Raw genomic sequence first — 15,677 nt, forward strand, 5'->3', positions numbered from 1 at the left:
TCCTGAAGTATGCTTGCGATTTTCCTAAAAACGCTGCCGTTCTTTGCCCTGATCGGGTTGGGGTATTGGGCCGGACGCACCCGGTTCTTCACCGCCGAAGCAACTGCGTTCCTCACCAAGTTCGTGTTCTACTTCGCGCTTTCGGCAATGTTGTTTCGTTTTTCGGCCAACCTGTCGCTTAGCGAACTCTGGGATACGCGCCTGTTTGCCGCCTATCTCTGGGGAACGGCATTCGTCTATGGCATTGCGACCCTTGTGGGCTTCCTGCGTGGACTCGACATCGCCACGACCGCGATTGAATCGCAATGCGCGGTGATCGGGAACACGGGTTTTCTCGGCGTGCCGATGCTGACCTTGCTACTCGGGCCGGAAGCGATCGGCCCGGTTCTGCTGGCCCTGGCCATCGACCTGATCGTATTCTCCAGTCTCATCGTCATTCTGATAACTGGTTCACGTGATGGTCAGGTCAGCCTGCGCATGTTGCGCAACATCTGTCTTGGCCTGATCAAGAACCCGATGATCGTGGCGATTTCAACAGGGTTTATCTGGTCAGGCCTTCATATTCCCATTCCTGATCCGATGAACGAATTCCTTGCCATCCTGGGTGGAGCAGCGACGCCGGGCGCACTTTTTGCCATCGGCGCGTCGCTGGCCTTTACCCGTCCTGACAACATGCCTGTCGCCGGTTGGCTCACCCTGTGCAAACTGGTCTTGCACCCGGTTTTTGTCGGATTTGCCGCGCTGTTTCTGTTTGGCGTGGATCCGTTCAAGGCCGGTGTGATTATCGCTGTTGCAGCCCTTCCTGTTGCGGGCAATGTCTATATGCTGGCCCAACACTACGGCGTCGCACCGGTGCGTGTCTCTACTGCCATCCTCGTATCGACCGCTCTTAGTATTCTCACTGTCAGCCTTGTGATCGGCTGGATCACCACGCCCTGAAACACCAAACCCAACACCAAAGGAATTGCGCTATGAAAACCTTGTCAGAGAATGTCTGCTTTGGCGGCACCCAGGGGGTTTATTCGCATACCTCGACCGTATGCAATTGCGAGATGACCTTCGGTCTTTTCTTGCCAACGGAAGCACGCGATGGTCCTGTACCCGTCCTGTGGTTTCTGGCCGGTCTGACCTGCACCCATGAAAACGCAATGACCAAAGCAGGCGCACAATCCTGGGCCGCCGAACATGGCATCGCCGTTGTCTTTCCCGACACTTCCCCAAGGGGCGATGATGTCGCGGACGACGACGCATATGATCTGGGCAAAGGTGCCGGTTTCTATGTAAACGCGACCCAGGACCCATGGTCTCCCCATTTCCAGATGTGGGATTATATTGCCACGGAATTGCCTGCGCTTCTGGGTGACAACTTTTCTCTCGACATGGAGCGTCAGGGCATAACTGGTCACTCCATGGGCGGGCATGGTGCCTTGACGCTGGCGATGAACCTGCCGGGGCGGTATCTCTCTGTTTCTGCCTTTGCACCCATCGCCAACCCCACCGGCAGCGATTGGGGGCGCAAACAACTTTCTGCCTATCTTGGGGATGACGAGAGCACCTGGACCAAACATGATGCCAGCCTGTTGATGGCCGAAACCGGTTTCGACGGTCCGCTGCTGATCGACCAGGGAAACGCGGATCAGTTCATTGACCTGCTGAAACCCGAAGCCCTTGCTGCGGCCATTGCCAGCAAGCGCCAGCAAGGCACCTTTCGTCTCCAGCCCGGTTATGACCACAGCTATTTCTTTGTCTCAACCTTCATGGAAGACCATATCGCCTTCCACGCCGAGGCGCTTTATGGCGGATAGGCCGTGACCGCGCTCTACATTGACGCCGATGCCTGCCCTGTCAAGGCCGAGGCCGAACGTGTTGCCACCCGACACAAGCTGCGCATGTTCGTTGTGTCCAATGGCGGCTTGCGCCCCTCGCAAAACCCCTATGTCGAAACGGTGATCGTCGCTGACGGTCCGGACGTGGCCGATATGTGGATCGCCGACCGTTGCGGCACAGGAGATGTGGTGGTGACAGGCGACATTCCATTAGCGGCAAAATGCGTCGAGGCGGGCGCGAAAGTGCTCAAACACAATGGCGAGGCCCTGACGGCCGCCAATATCGGAAATGTTCTGGCTACCCGTGATCTGATGACGGACCTGCGGGCGGCGGACCCCTTCCGGCAAGGCGGCGGCAAGAGCTTTACAAAGGCGGATCGGTCGCGTTTTCTGGATGCCTTGGAACGCGAATTACGCGCCGCGATGCGGCAGTAGTCATTTTCCTTGTAAGAAAGCGGTCGGAAACTCACAAAGTCTCCGATCCCAGTTGGAGAGAAAGGCATGACTCCTCAAGCGGTAGTCTTTGACATCGGGAATGTCCTGATCGAATGGCAGCCCGAACGCTTTTTCGATAGTGTGATCGGGCCGGACCATCGCCGGGCCATGTTTGCCGCGATCGACCTGCATGGCATGAATGACCGAGTGGACAGTGGTGAAACCTTTCGTGACGTTATCGACGAAACCATCCACCGTTTTCCCGATTGGACAGCCGAATTAAACATTTGGCACGACCGCTGGCTTGACATGGCCGCCCCGGCGATCCCGCATTCTGTTCGCTTGATGTCGGCCTTGCAGGCCAGTGGCGTGCCGGTTTTTTCCCTCACCAATTTCGGCATCCAGACCTACGACCTTGCGGCGACGAAATACCCTTTCCTGACGCAGTTCGACCGCGATTTCATCTCAGGCCATATCGGTATCATCAAACCGGACCCAGGCATCTACGAAACGGCAGAACGCATCAGCGGTATCAGACCCGAAGCCTTGCTTTTTACCGATGATCGCATCGACAATATCACTGCCGCCGCCGCACGCGGCTGGCAGACACATCATTTCAAAGATCCGCAAGGCTGGGCTGACCGCCTCATCGCTGAAGGCCTGCTGGACGCAAAGGACGCGACATGAGTATCCCGATGATCCCCTTCGACGCTGGCGAAAAACTTCTGGACTGGATCGGCCTCACCGATGCTCTCGCCGCTGGGCACAGCCTGCCCAAGGCCGAAATCGGTGATACCTTTCTCTATCGTGGCAAGGACACGGTGCTCAGCCGCGCCGCCTGGATTGACGGGCTTGGCCTTGCGGTGAAAACGGCAACTATCTTTCCGGGGAACCCGGCCAATGGTTCACCAATGGTCAATGGTGGGCTGAACTTGTATGATGATGCGGATGGCACCCTTGCCGCCATTGTCGATTTCCACCTCGTCACCAAATGGAAAACCGCTGGCGACAGCCTCCTCGCCGCCCGTCGCCTTGCCCGGCCCGATAGTCGCAAGATCACGATCATCGGCGCAGGCAACCAGGGTCGCGCCCTCCATGCCGCCTATGCCGCCGCTTTTCCACAGGCGGAATTCACCGTCTGGAACCGCACCCGTGCCAATGCCGATGCGATGGCACGTGAATTACCTGAACTCAGTGTCTCCGACGATCTAGAGACCGCCGTGCGACAGGCAGACATCATTACCAGCGCAACCATGTCAACCGATCCACTGATAAAGGGCGCATGGTTGCGTGCGGGACAGCATGTGGACCTGATCGGTGCCTACCGACCCGACATGCGCGAAGTGGACGACGAAGCCTTGAAAAAATGCCGGGTCTTTGTCGACAGTTTTGAAACCACAGTCGACCATATCGGCGAAATCAGCATTCCGCTTGAGAAAGGTGTCATCACCCCTGCGCATCTGATCGCGGACTATTACGATCTGGAAAAGTTCACCCGCGCCCCTGACGACATCACCCTGTTCAAAAATGGGGGAGGTGCCCACCTGGACCTGATGACTTCGCGGTATATTCTTGACCGGTGGACCGCCCCGGCATGATCTGGTTGCTGTTCCTTGGAGCATTGGTTGCCGCGCCTTTGGTGATCGAACACCGACGGCAAACGATGGACGATGCCATCCGTGGATCGGCCACCGGAAACTTCGTCGAACTATCACAGGGGGTAACCCATTTCGAATGGCACGGCCCTCAACGCGGGCCGGTTCTCGTTTGTGTGCATGGCCTGACAACGCCCGGTTTTGTCTGGCGCGGTCTGGCGCGTGCGCTTGCGAAATCCGGGTATCGCGTTCTGACTTATGATCTCTACGGCCGCGGCTATTCCAGCAAACCCAAAGGCCTCCAAGACCGCGCCTTCTTTGTCAATCAACTGGCGGAACTCCTGGCGTATGAGGGAGTCAGTGACAGGTTTACGCTGGTCGGCTATTCGATGGGTGGTGCTATTGCGACCTGTTTTGCCCGGGCCTATCCCGCACGCATTCACCAACTTGTCCTGATCGCGTCAGCCGGAATGCATGTGCCCCAAGCCGGTCTCGTCGGTTTCATCAAGGATACGCCGCTGATCGGTGATTGGCTCATGCTCGCCCTGTACCCCTTCGTCTTGCGGCGCGGTCTCAAGGCGGAACGATCGTTGCCTACATCCGTACCTCACATCAACGATCTGCAATTGGGAGAGCTTGAATTAAAAGGTTTTGTCCCCGCCGTTCTGGCCAGTCTGCGCGGCATCCTGAGCGAGGACCTGTCTCACGACCATCGTGCCATCGCCGCACAAGGCACACCCGTTCTGGCAATCTGGGGGCGCGAGGACGACATGATCCACTCCTCCGCTCTGGGCACCCTCGCCGCATGGAATCGCGACGTACAGCATGAGATGATCGAAGGCGCGGGCCACGGGTTGACCTATACCCACACCGACCAGGTATTCCAGATCATGAACGACTGGCTGAACCCCCCTGCCTGAGGTCAGGGTCAAGGGTAGGCAGCCAACCACTCCAACCCGGTTTCCAGACCCCACGCAAGACGGGAAAGCCACTGTACATCACGAACGACACCCTCACGCCAAGGACTATCAACAGCGCCGTTGTTCCCTACAGCTCAGACGAGCCATACTGGCCAGACCGTGCAGGAAATACAGGTGCTATGCCGTGACCAACCCTTCGAGACGCCGCTCCCGGATCGGTAGATGCACGACTGCGCTGAACGCGCCGATTGCCACACCAATCCACCACACCGCCGTATAGCTGCCAAATGCATCATACATCCGCCCGCCCAACCAGACGCCAAGGAAACTACCCAATTGGTGACTGAAAAATACAATGCCATAGAGCGTGCCCATATAACGCAGACCATAGATATGCGCGACCAGCCCCGAGGTCAGCGGCACTGTCGCCAGCCACAGTGAACCCATCGCAATTGAAAACAGGATGACCGTGACAGGTGTGATCGGAAACATGATAAACAGTGCAGCGACAATCGTTCGCCCGGTATAGATCCCCGCCAGCAGGTATTTCTTTGAATAACGCTTGCCCGCCCATCCTGCCGCCAAAGTACCGGCGATATTTGCCAGCCCGATCAGGGAAATCGCCACCGCACCAAGTGCCGAAGTCGTGGTGATCCCGATATTATGCAACACACCGCCCGCCAATATCGGGCCACATAACTCGGTCACGAAGGCCGGGAAATGGGCGGTGATAAAGGCCAACTGATAGCCACAGGAAAAGAAACCCAGAAAAATCAGTGTGTAGGAGGGGTCCTTGAAAGCCTTGATCAGGATCTGTCCCAGGCTTTCTTCCAACTCTGCCTTGCTTGCCATTTCAGGTGCCCGCATCAACGGCAGGGTCAGGATCAACGACACAACGACACCTGCAAACACCAGAAACGTGCTTTGCCAGGTCAGAAAGGTAAGCAACCATTCCGCCACGGGCGCACCGAACACCTGACCGCCACTGCCCGCTGCGGTCACAATCGCCAGGGACATTGAACGGTTTTCTTCGGAAGACGCGCGCCCAACCACCGCCAGTATCACGCCAAACCCCGTGCCCGCGATGCCGAACCCTACCAGCCAGGCATAGGCCTGATGTTCTATCGGCGTTGTCGAATTGGCCGACAGGATCAGACCCGCAGCATAGACCAACGCCCCGATCACAATCGCCCGTCTGTCCCCGATCTTTTCCGCAAGCGCGCCGAAAATCGGCTGGCCGATACCCCAGGCAAGGTTCTGTATCGCAATCGCCAGCGAAAACTCCGCTCTGAGCCAGTTGAACTCTTCTGCAATCGGGATCTGGAACACCCCGAAAGAAGCACGCACCGCAAAGCTGATCAAGATGATCACGCAGCTGACAATCAGGACGGGGGTGATGAGGGGTGTGCGTGCTTGCATTGGGTTTCCTTTGATCTGTGTCAGTCGTGACGCAGAACGACCGGACCGTCAAATAAAGCCTTGTGATGGATCCGACACCAAAGGGAATACCCATGGCTTTTCAAACCCATGCCGCATGGGATAAGGCTGTGCCATGACCAGTTTGCGCGAAACATATGATGCGATGATTGAAAACGGCACCCTACATGCCGACGATGCGCAACTGGCTGTGCTGTCCGAATTCGACCGCATACGCGACGCCCTTCTGCACCCTGTCAAAAGAGGCCTGTTTCGCAAAGCTCCGGAACCACCAAAAGGCCTGTACCTCTGGGGCGGTGTCGGACGTGGCAAATCCATGCTGATGGATATGTTTGTCGACCATCTGGACGGTATCCCGACGCGACGCGTGCATTTTCATGCCTTTATGCAGGAAATTCATGGTGCAATGCACGAAGCCCGTAAAACCGGTGTCGATGATGCGATTGCCCCTGTCGCCGCAGAGGTTGCGGCCTCTGTTCGTTTGCTGGCCTTTGACGAAATGCAGATCACCGACATCACCGATGCGATGATCGTCGGGCGTTTGTTTGAGGCCCTGTTCTCTGCCGGGGTCGTCGTCGTCACTACCTCCAACCGATTGCCAGACGCGCTTTACAAAGACGGGTTGAACCGCAACCTCTTTGTCCCATTCATCGAATTGATCAAAGCCAAAATGGTGGTGCATGAACTCGCCAGCCCCAAAGACTACCGCCAGGACCGACTGGCGGGCACACAGGTTTACTTTACCCCTGTGAATGCAGAGGCACGCCGTGCCATGGATGCTGTCTGGCAGGATCTGGCAGGCAGTGCAGGCAGCCCGCTTGTTCTGCGGGTCAAGGGCCGCGATGTCGAGATCCCCCAATACCACAACGGCATGGCGCGGGCCCGGTTTCATGACCTTTGTGGCACTGCCCTCGGACCTGCAGATTACCTTGCACTGGCCGAAGCGGTGCGGGTCTTGCTGCTGGACGGGATACCGTCACTGGGTCGGAGCAATTTCAACGAGGCAAAGCGGTTCGTCACCCTGATCGATGCTCTTTATGAAGCCAGGGTCAGGTTGATCTGTTCCGCCGCCGCAGCGCCGGAAATGTTGTATCTTGAGGGGGAAGGCACCTTCGAATTCGAACGCACGGCCTCACGGTTGCGCGAAATGCAGTCAGATGGCTGGGGCGTAGATGCTAATCAGCGATGAGTGAGAAACTGCCGCGCGTCACCTGATCCTCTGGGTGATAGGGGGCGTCGTTCATATAGAGCGACCAAACCCCGCCTGCGATGATCGCAAGGCCAATCAACACGAAAACCATCTGTGAAAACCCCTTTTTCTGGGACGAATCGTCAGGTTTCCTTACCGTTTTTACAGGTTTTTTCATCACGCTCTTCCTCATCACATATCAGCTATCGCGCCGCACGGGCACTTCTGAATTTTGAGGAATCTTAAACCACCGTTTTGTGACTGTAGAGTAACGGCTCGGAAAATTATCCGTTCTGACGCAAAACGGCACCAGCCAGATAAAGCGACCCGCAAATCAGTATCTTGGCCAGTGGATCCACCTTGATGATGCTGCGCAGGGCAGTCTCGACACTGTCTGCTTCCGTTGCTGCAATGCCCACGGCACGCGCCGCTTGGGCAGTTTCTGCCGCGGACAAGGTCGCCGCCTCACCCGGAATCGAAACCGCTTGCAGGCTTTGCACATGCTCGGCAAGAGGGCGCATATACCCTGTGATGTCCTTGGTGTTCAGCATGCCGCAAATCAAATGCGTCGGGCGCGCGCCACCCTGTGCCAATACCGCCGCCAGGGCCTGCCCCGCCGCCGCATTATGTCCGCCATCAAGCCAAAGTTCGGCAGTACCTGCAATCTCTATCAATGGGCCAGTTCGCAATCTCTGCATCCGCGCGGGCCACTGGGCGGTGGTGACAGCTGCCTCGCAGGCTTTCGCATCCATACCGAACAACCGTAGCGCCGCCAACGCAGCACCGGCATTTTGTACCTGATGTGCCCCCAGCAGATTAGGCAACGGCAGATCCAGCAGTCCATGATCGTCCTGATAGACCATGCGTTCCCCTTCAATCCCGACGTGCCAATGCTGCCCATAGACCATCAGCGGCGCGCCCTTTTTTGCCGCCACCGCCTCGATTACCTCAAGCGCTTCGTCCTGTTGCGGGCCAACGACGCAGGGCACATTGCGCTTGATGATCCCGGCCTTTTCGCCTGCGATTTCGGCCAATGTTTCCCCTAGATATTGCTGGTGATCCAGCGATACAGGGGTGATGATGCTCAGCGTCACTTTGTCGGTGACATTCGTCGCGTCCAGCCGCCCGCCCAGGCCGACCTCAAGCAAGGTGAAATCTGCTGGCATGCGGGCAAAAGCCAACAAGGCGGCTGCGGTAGTGATTTCGAAATAGGTGATCATCTGGTCCGCGTTGACCGCGTAACATTCATCCAGAACAGCCGCCAGCGCCTCTTCATCGATCAAGGTACCCGCCAGCCGAATGCGTTCATGAAACCGTGCCAGGTGCGGTGAGGTATAGGCGTGCACCGTTTTTCCCGCCGCCTCAAGGCCCGCACGGATCATCGCCTGGGTTGACCCCTTGCCATTGGTACCCGCAAGATGGACGATCGGCGGCAGGCGCTCTTGCGGATTGTCCAGCGCCGCAAGCAACCTGAACATCCGATCCAAGGTCAGATCCATCACCTTGGGGTGCAAGGCCATCATCCGTTCCAGAATGACATCCGAGGTTTGTGCGTTCATTTAGATTTGCTGCCCTGATCCACGGCCGTTTCGGTCAATGCATTGTCCAGTTCACCGCCCTTGTCAGGGGGCGGCAGATCCCCGCGCACAGCAGGCGGCAAGCCAAGCAACATACGCGTGATACTGATCAGTTCATCACGCAAGGCGGTGCGGTGTGTAACACGGTCCAGCATGCCGTGATCCAGCAAATACTCCGCCCGCTGAAAGCCATCGGGCAGTTTTTCACGGATGGTCTGTTCGATCACCCGTGGTCCGGCGAAGCAGATCAGCGCGTTAGGTTCGGCGATATGAACATCACCCAGCATCGCATAGCTTGCCGTCACACCACCGGTAGTCGGATGGGTCAGCACCACGATATAGGGCAGCCCCGCCTCCTTTAGCATTTGCACCGCGACCGTCGTGCGCGGCATCTGCATAAGGGACAAGATCCCTTCTTGCATCCGCGCCCCGCCAGCCGCCGAAAACAGGATCAGCGGGCGCTTCAGCTTTACGGCTTCTTCTGCCGCTGCAACAATAGCATTGCCGACATACATCCCCATGGATCCCGCCATAAACGAAAAATCCTGACAGGCCGCGACAATCGGTGTGCGCCCCATCTCGCCCGTGGCGACCAACATGGCCTCGGCCTCTCCGGTTTCCTTTTGGGCCGCTTTCAAACGGTCCGGGTATTTTTTCTGATCTCGAAAATGCAGCGGATCAGGCGTCGGTGATGGCACCTCGACCTCGACAAAAACGCCCCCATCAAAAAGCGCGGTCAACCGTTCACGCGGACTGATCTGCATGTGATGGTCGCAGTTCGTACAGACGTTCAGGTTGTCCGAGACTTCGCGGTGAAACAGCATGGTGCCGCAATCATCACATTTGGTCCACAGATTGTCTGGCGTCTCGCGCCGAGAAAAGATCGAGTTGATCCGAGGACGGACATAGTTGTTGATCCAGTTCATGCGGGGTTCCTGATGCTTTGGTTGGTACCGAGATAAGCCTAGCCCAGCGAAAATGCAATCAACGGCTGATGTCCATCTGCACGACCGGGCACAGCCACGGTTTGATGCTTATCGCCGCCCTTCAAGCCATAGAAGGGCCCCGTTATTTTTCGGCGTCATCCGGTTTGTCCGTCGGCGAGGGCAATGGCGTGTCGCGGGGCACATCGATCCCTTGGGTAATCAGAATATCCGCTACCCCCGTCAAATAACCAGCGACGGTCCGCAGCAAGCTCAGCAAAACCACCTTGTCGCTTTCAATCACTGATCTGAACTGCTCTGCCCCGATGCGCAGGAATCTGGTCTCCTCGACGGCAGTCAGGTCCAACTGGCGCGGCTCGTCCAGAATGATCGAAAGATCACCAATCAACCGTCCTGGCACCACATCTGAAACATGGCGAAACACGCCATCCTCGCCGGTATTTCCCAGTACCGCCTGCCCCGATAGACACAGATATGCAGCATCCGGGCGCTCCGCGGCCGAAAAGATCCGCTGCCCCGCCTCGGCGGTGTACCATTGCGCTGCAAATGCCAGCAACCGCTGACTGCGCCGGTCCAGGGAGGCGAACAATTCGTTTTCTGAGATAATCTGTAGTTTGCGGCGCAGATCGTTAGAGGCCGGATCTTCGTATTCGAATTGATCCGAGGTCTCGACCCCGTTGATCTGTCCGTTCTTGATCTCAACATGCAGGTCGAAATCCTGCGGTGCCGCAAATGTGTCGTTGATATAGATCTGTGTTGTTTGAGGCAGCAACTCACTCAGCTGATTGCGCACCTGCGCCTGTGCCTTTACGTCCTTACCGACAAGCAATTGGTTCAGAACCAATACATCCGGACGTTTGATCGCCGCACGCCCAAAGGCGGCACGTTGTTGAAATGCCGCTGGCAGATTTGTGCCACCGATGGCAGTGGGGACATCAAACAGGTTCTGCGACACCTGTTGTTTCAGATCGTGTTTTTCCAACACCTGCGTCACCACGTCCCGCACCAGATCGGCTTGAAGACCGGCCATGGCAGAAATACGTCCATAAAGCAGGTTTTCCAGCACCGTCGCCCGCGGCATATAGGTCTCTGGTTCGATCGCGATGAACAAATCCTTTGCCTGTTCGCGCAAACGCGCCCCATTGGTTTTGCGAACATGCAGGATTTCCTGTTTGAAGCTCTCCGGAAAGGACGGGCCGATCTGTTCGGCCGTCAGGGCAAAAGGCACCGTCAACAGCAGCGCGAATTCACGCGAAGACAGCGCATGATCACCCCGTTCGCGGCGACGCTGCGCAATATCGACCAATTGTTCATAAAGCGATTCATCAATACCCAAGGCTGTGAACAGCGGATGGTCTGTGCCGTCCAGACCAAATGTCCGGTGCAGCGTTTCCACCAGGGTCTGGGATATACCGATGCCCTGTTCGGCCAGACCCTGATCCATGACCATGGCCAGAAAACCACCTTCGGCCACCAGCTCTTCCTGAGTGATGGCGTATCTTGGGGCGGCAAACATCAGGTTGCCTCCCAAAGGAACAGCCGGATTGAACAACGCGGGATCAAAACGGTAAACCACCTTGTCCAGCCCTTCGGCCACCAACTGTTTGTGCACTTCATCGCGCAAACCGACAATGCGGCGGGCCAGCTCTGGATGGTTTTCGGGCACCATTATCGCATCCAGCATGCGGTCGAATATCGTATCAGCGGTGCCAAGCGCCTGTGTGATCTCATACCAAAAGGCCATGACCTCTTCCTTGGTGCTCAGATCGGCGATTGCCGGGTCCAGCCAATCAGCGCGGGTGCTGTCGGGACTATTGCCGCTGCGTTGCGCCTCGATTGAAAAACGGTCCTTGTGGTTGGGGTCCCACAACACGGTTTTCGGGCTGGTGCGCAACGGCATCAACAGGTTGCTGCCAACATCTCCTTGAAACAGATAGGGCTGCGACTGCGCGTATCCGATCCGCGCCGCGACCACCGCCTGATGCAGACCGGCAAGGTCATGACCCGCCATCGTGACATGGCCCCGCGTCGGATTGATCTCACGGGTCAGGACTTCTGACAGGGCGGTGCGTTCTGACTGGTTGTTGACCTGCAACGCGACATGACTGCCCACGGGTATGGTCAGTGAAATGTCGCGCAACACCATGTCACCACCACCATTGCGCACCGAAACATTGGATAATTCTATGTCACCGCGCAGATGCGGCGCAGTTTCGGGCGCATCGTCAAACAACTTTTGATCGATCATATTGATCGGGTCGAACCGTTCGATCACCACGTCCCAGCGCAACGCCATATCCTGGGTCTGGTTGTAATAGACCAGCAGTTCCTTCCACGGGCTGGACAGGTCCTTGTATGCCGCCAGGGCAGCAACCAGCGCACCAACGGTAATATCTCCCTTGATCGCCAGGTATCCACCAACGGAGTAAAAGAAAAACGGGGTCATTTGGGTGATGAAGTTGTTGATGAACTTCATAAAGAACTTTTTTTGATAGATTCGAAAGCGCACCTCGAACAGCCGTCCCAAACGATCCGTAAACGCCGCCTGACGGTATCGCCAGCCGCCATTGGTGCGCAGATCGGTGATCCCAGCCGCCGTTTCGCCGATCTCAGACGCAAAATGGCGCACTTCCTTGATGCGTTCCTTGTTCAACAGGTTGATCTGGCGTTGCAACATCGGGATCAACCAGGCTTGCAACGGAATCAGCGCCACACCCGCCAGCCCGAACCACGGGCTTTGCAAAAACAGGAAAAACACGATGATCAGCATCTGACCGGCCTGAAACACCGGTTGCGCCACAGCGTCACCCATCAGTCCCCCCATCGGCTCTGCCTCGGACGTGACCATCGACACCAATTCCCCCTGACTGGTGTTCTGGAAATAACTGCGCGGAAACCGCATCATCCGGCTAACCAATTGGTAGCGAAACCGGCGCAACATGCGTTCGGCAACCACACCTTTCAAGGTGTTCAGCCGCATCTTGAGCAGCCCATGCACCAATACCGCCCCGAGATAGCCAAAACAGAGCGTCAGCAGGAATTGGACCTGCGTGAACTCCATGCCCAGGACATCGACCACATCGCTTTCGGATCCGATGGCATCGTTGATGATCCGCTTGGGCAGTTCCAGAGTGGCATAGAGGAATGGAAAGGTGACAAGGGTGAACGCCAGCAGGATCATCTGTTCGCGGCGTGAATACTTCCAGATGAAGGAAAAGATGCTGGGTTCCATTAGGGGCTTTCAAATGCGCTTTGGTTCAAACTAGGTCCGTGGCACAGGCATTACAACATTACCACTTGGCCTTGCAGCGCAGCACCTGCACGACTATTCCGTTCTAGACAAGATTTTCCGAGGGAGCCATCAGATGTCCAGCAACCAGCGTTTTGATAAAACCAGACTGCCCAGCCGTCATGTGACCGAAGGGCCAGCGCGTGCACCGCATCGGTCCTATTATTACGCGATGGGCATGACAGAAGAAGAGATTCACCAGCCGCTGGTCGGCGTCGCTACTTGCTGGAATGAAGCCGCACCATGCAATATCGCACTGTCGCGTCAGGCCCAGGCAGTCAAGGCCGGCGTCAAGGACGAACAGGGCACACCGCGCGAATTCACCACCATTACCGTCACTGACGGGATCGCTATGGGCCATGAAGGCATGCGTTCGTCACTCGCATCACGCGATGCCATTGCCGATACTGTTGAGCTGACCATGCGCGGGCATTGCTATGACGCGCTTGTCGGCTTGGCAGGATGCGACAAATCCCTTCCCGGCATGATGATGGCAATGCTGCGCCTGAACACGCCTTCGGTTTTTCTTTACGGTGGATCGATCTTGCCCGGCAAAGCGCCTAAAGGTGCGGATGTACCGCAAAGTTTCGCGGAACGTGACCTGACGGTTCAGGACATGTTCGAGGCCGTCGGCAACTATCAGTCCGGCACCATGACCGAAGCGGAACTCGAAATTCTTGAACGTGTTGCCTGCCCTTCAGCGGGGGCCTGTGGTGGTCAGTTCACGGCCAATACCATGGCCTGTGTCTCTGAAGCGATTGGCCTCGCCTTGCCCAACTCCTCAGGCATGCCCGCGCCGTACAAGGATCGCGACGAATATGGCCGCGCTTCCGGTGCCGCTGTCATGAACCTGATCGAAAAGAACATCCGTGCCCGCGACATCTGTACCCGCGAAGCCTTTGAAAACGCGGCGCGCATCGTGGCCTGCACCGGCGGGTCCACCAACGCGGGTCTGCACCTGCCCGCCATGGCGCATGAAGCCGGCATCGAGTTCTTCCTTGAAGATGTCTGCGCAATCTTCCGCGACACGCCGCACTTTGTCGATATGAAACCGGGCGGTGCCTATGTCGCCAAAGACCTGTACGACGCGGGCGGTGTGCCGGTTGTAATGAACGAGTTGCGCAAGGCTGGTCTGATCCATACCGACTGTATGACGGCCACCGGCTATTCCATCGGTGAGGAACTGGACAAGATCACCCGCGAGGCCGACGGCAAGGTCATCCACGCCATCGACAACCCGATCAGCAAAACCGGCGGCGTTGTCGGGCTCAAAGGGAACCTTGCCCCGGAAGGGGCCATCGTGAAAATCGCGGGCATGTCCGAAGATGACATTGTCTTTACCGGCCCTGCACTGATATTTGAATGTGAACAGGATGCCTTTGAAGCGGTGCAAAACCGCACCTATTCCGAAGGCGACGTCTTTGTGATCCGCAACGAAGGTCCGCGTGGTGGGCCCGGCATGCGCGAAATGCTGGCGACAACCGCCGCACTCTCCGGTCAAGGCATGGGCAAAAAAGTAGCGCTCATCACGGACGGTCGTTTCTCCGGTGCGACCCGTGGTTTCTGTGTCGGTCACGTCGGCCCCGAAGCGGCACTAGGCGGCCCGATCGGCCTTCTCCAGAATGGCGACATGATCACCCTGAATGCCATCGAAGGGAGCATCACCGTAGACTTGACGGACGAGGAACTGGCCGCCCGCAAGGCAAAGTGGACCGGCCCGCGTCCCACAAACTATGCCTCTGGTGCCCTGTGGAAATATGCGCAACTGGTCGGCCCAACCTATCTGGGTGCGGTCACACATCCCGGCGCTGCGGCAGAAACCCATGATTACATGGAACTATAAGGGCGCGCTTGCCGCTCTCGCCCTGATCTCGCTTGCGGCATGCGAAGAAGGTCAGGGCGGTGCATTCCCACAAACATCGACCGCAACAAGACCGGTCGCGCTGTCACAGGCAAAAATGGCCTTTGGTGCCGTCACGCTGATGGCTCCTATCGGGTTTTGCATCGACAAGAGTTCATTGAAACAGAACTTTGCCTTGATGGCACGCTGTGACGCCTTGGGTGCGCCCTCTGCCTCTGCGGGGGCACCTACGGCTATTCTGACGGCCAGCTTTTCACGCGCAAGCACAACGATCCCAACCGCGCTTGATACCACAACCGCTCTTGGCCTTGATGCGCCATCGGATGCGGTTGAATACGAAAACAGTGTGACATTTCGTGCCAGGGGTCCGTCTCCTGCCAAGGGGTTAAGCGGCACCCACTGGCGCGGGACCGCACGAGTCGGCACACAGATGATGGGCCTTGCGCTTTATGGTCCCGCAGGCGGGCGCGCCGTCAGTGCCGAAGGCCGTGCATTGCTGGTTGCCCTGATTGCCAAGATGAGTTCAGAAACACAGGACTGATTGTTTCGACTTTGGCAACACAGCAGAATAATGCCTGTGATTGTCGCCTATTTATTTGAATGA

The 15,677-nt window shown here is 57.2% G+C and carries 14 protein-coding genes; 9 read left to right on the plus strand and 5 right to left on the minus strand.

Annotated features, from left to right (window positions below; genetic code table 11):
• Nucleotides 1–9: 9 nt before the first annotated feature.
• The 6 genes from OS190_RS00660 (at nt 10) to OS190_RS00685 (ending at nt 4,776) form a co-directional block, all read left to right on the plus strand.
• Nucleotides 10–939, plus strand: a complete 930-nt coding sequence (locus OS190_RS00660) for an AEC family transporter (protein ID WP_267156729.1) — start codon at nt 10–12, stop codon at nt 937–939.
• Between the two features lie 32 nt (nt 940–971).
• Nucleotides 972–1,805 carry an S-formylglutathione hydrolase gene (gene fghA / locus OS190_RS00665; RefSeq protein ID WP_267156730.1) on the plus strand — a complete coding sequence of 278 codons (834 nt, stop codon included), beginning with the start codon at nt 972–974 and terminating at the stop codon, nt 1,803–1,805.
• Between the two features lie 3 nt (nt 1,806–1,808).
• Nucleotides 1,809–2,261 (plus strand): YaiI/YqxD family protein, encoded by a 453-nt coding sequence (locus OS190_RS00670; RefSeq protein ID WP_267156731.1) that lies wholly within the window; start codon nt 1,809–1,811, stop codon nt 2,259–2,261.
• Between the two features lie 66 nt (nt 2,262–2,327).
• The gene (locus OS190_RS00675; protein WP_267156732.1) at nt 2,328–2,948 is read left to right on the plus strand and encodes an HAD family hydrolase; all 621 of its coding nucleotides are present in this window, start codon (nt 2,328–2,330) and stop codon (nt 2,946–2,948) included.
• Nucleotides 2,945–3,859: an ornithine cyclodeaminase family protein gene (locus tag OS190_RS00680; RefSeq protein ID WP_267156733.1), complete on the plus strand. Its 915-nt coding sequence runs from the start codon at nt 2,945–2,947 to the stop codon at nt 3,857–3,859. Before OS190_RS00675 ends, OS190_RS00680 begins: the two co-directional genes overlap by 4 nt.
• The gene (locus OS190_RS00685; RefSeq protein WP_267156734.1) at nt 3,856–4,776 is read left to right on the plus strand and encodes an alpha/beta fold hydrolase; all 921 of its coding nucleotides are present in this window, start codon (nt 3,856–3,858) and stop codon (nt 4,774–4,776) included. Before OS190_RS00680 ends, OS190_RS00685 begins: the two co-directional genes overlap by 4 nt.
• A 177-nt stretch (nt 4,777–4,953) precedes the next feature.
• Here OS190_RS00685 and OS190_RS00690 read toward each other — a convergent pair whose 3' ends face one another.
• Complete coding sequence (locus tag OS190_RS00690) at nt 4,954–6,195, minus strand: MFS transporter (protein ID WP_267156735.1); 1,242 nt, start codon at nt 6,193–6,195, stop codon at nt 4,954–4,956.
• Between the two features lie 133 nt (nt 6,196–6,328).
• Here OS190_RS00690 and zapE point away from each other — a divergent pair, with 133 nt between their 5' ends.
• Nucleotides 6,329–7,402, plus strand: coding sequence for a cell division protein ZapE (gene zapE, locus OS190_RS00695; RefSeq protein ID WP_267156736.1), 1,074 nt, complete (start codon nt 6,329–6,331; stop codon nt 7,400–7,402).
• Here the strand turns inward: zapE and OS190_RS00700 are convergent.
• The 4 genes from OS190_RS00700 to OS190_RS00715 form a co-directional block, all read right to left on the minus strand.
• Nucleotides 7,389–7,580 (minus strand): hypothetical protein, encoded by a 192-nt coding sequence (locus tag OS190_RS00700; protein ID WP_267156737.1) that lies wholly within the window; start codon nt 7,578–7,580, stop codon nt 7,389–7,391. The two genes, zapE and OS190_RS00700, sit on opposite strands and share 14 nt — an antisense overlap.
• Nucleotides 7,581–7,686: 106 nt before the next feature.
• A complete protein-coding gene (locus OS190_RS00705; protein WP_267156738.1) occupies nt 7,687–8,961 on the minus strand; it encodes a bifunctional folylpolyglutamate synthase/dihydrofolate synthase in 1,275 nt (424 codons plus the stop codon).
• Nucleotides 8,958–9,905, minus strand: a complete 948-nt coding sequence (gene accD, locus OS190_RS00710) for an acetyl-CoA carboxylase, carboxyltransferase subunit beta (RefSeq protein WP_267156739.1) — start codon at nt 9,903–9,905, stop codon at nt 8,958–8,960. The genes OS190_RS00705 and accD overlap by 4 nt, the downstream gene beginning before the upstream one ends.
• 142 nt (nt 9,906–10,047) lie before the next feature.
• On the minus strand, nt 10,048–13,155 hold the full coding sequence (locus tag OS190_RS00715) for an ABC transporter transmembrane domain-containing protein (RefSeq protein WP_267156740.1): 3,108 nt from the start codon (nt 13,153–13,155) through the stop codon (nt 10,048–10,050).
• Between the two features lie 133 nt (nt 13,156–13,288).
• Between OS190_RS00715 and ilvD the strand changes: the two genes are divergently transcribed.
• Nucleotides 13,289–15,055 (plus strand): dihydroxy-acid dehydratase, encoded by a 1,767-nt coding sequence (gene ilvD / locus OS190_RS00720; RefSeq protein ID WP_267156741.1) that lies wholly within the window; start codon nt 13,289–13,291, stop codon nt 15,053–15,055.
• Nucleotides 15,036–15,614, plus strand: a complete 579-nt coding sequence (locus OS190_RS00725) for a hypothetical protein (protein WP_267156742.1) — start codon at nt 15,036–15,038, stop codon at nt 15,612–15,614. The genes ilvD and OS190_RS00725 overlap by 20 nt, the downstream gene beginning before the upstream one ends.
• The last annotated feature ends 63 nt before the right edge of the window (nt 15,615–15,677 follow it).

This window comes from Sulfitobacter sp. F26204 (assembly GCF_026410305.1).
GTDB lineage: Bacteria > Pseudomonadota > Alphaproteobacteria > Rhodobacterales > Rhodobacteraceae > Sulfitobacter.

Excerpts from the sequence above, each read along its gene's own strand:
- OS190_RS00690 (WP_267156735.1), bottom strand. The coding sequence starts at position 6,195 with ATGCAAGCACGCACACCCCTCATCACCCCCGTCCTGATTGTCAGCTGC.
- OS190_RS00715 (WP_267156740.1), bottom strand. The coding sequence starts at position 13,155 with ATGGAACCCAGCATCTTTTCCTTCATCTGGAAGTATTCACGCCGCGAA.
- OS190_RS00680 (WP_267156733.1), top strand. The coding sequence starts at position 2,945 with ATGAGTATCCCGATGATCCCCTTCGACGCTGGCGAAAAACTTCTGGAC.
- OS190_RS00675 (WP_267156732.1), top strand. The coding sequence starts at position 2,328 with ATGACTCCTCAAGCGGTAGTCTTTGACATCGGGAATGTCCTGATCGAA.
- fghA (WP_267156730.1), top strand. The coding sequence starts at position 972 with ATGAAAACCTTGTCAGAGAATGTCTGCTTTGGCGGCACCCAGGGGGTT.
- OS190_RS00725 (WP_267156742.1), top strand. The coding sequence starts at position 15,036 with ATGATTACATGGAACTATAAGGGCGCGCTTGCCGCTCTCGCCCTGATC.
- zapE (WP_267156736.1), top strand. The coding sequence starts at position 6,329 with ATGACCAGTTTGCGCGAAACATATGATGCGATGATTGAAAACGGCACC.
- OS190_RS00700 (WP_267156737.1), bottom strand. The coding sequence starts at position 7,580 with ATGAAAAAACCTGTAAAAACGGTAAGGAAACCTGACGATTCGTCCCAG.
- OS190_RS00660 (WP_267156729.1), top strand. The coding sequence starts at position 10 with ATGCTTGCGATTTTCCTAAAAACGCTGCCGTTCTTTGCCCTGATCGGG.
- OS190_RS00705 (WP_267156738.1), bottom strand. The coding sequence starts at position 8,961 with ATGAACGCACAAACCTCGGATGTCATTCTGGAACGGATGATGGCCTTG.
- ilvD (WP_267156741.1), top strand. The coding sequence starts at position 13,289 with ATGTCCAGCAACCAGCGTTTTGATAAAACCAGACTGCCCAGCCGTCAT.
- accD (WP_267156739.1), bottom strand. The coding sequence starts at position 9,905 with ATGAACTGGATCAACAACTATGTCCGTCCTCGGATCAACTCGATCTTT.
- OS190_RS00685 (WP_267156734.1), top strand. The coding sequence starts at position 3,856 with ATGATCTGGTTGCTGTTCCTTGGAGCATTGGTTGCCGCGCCTTTGGTG.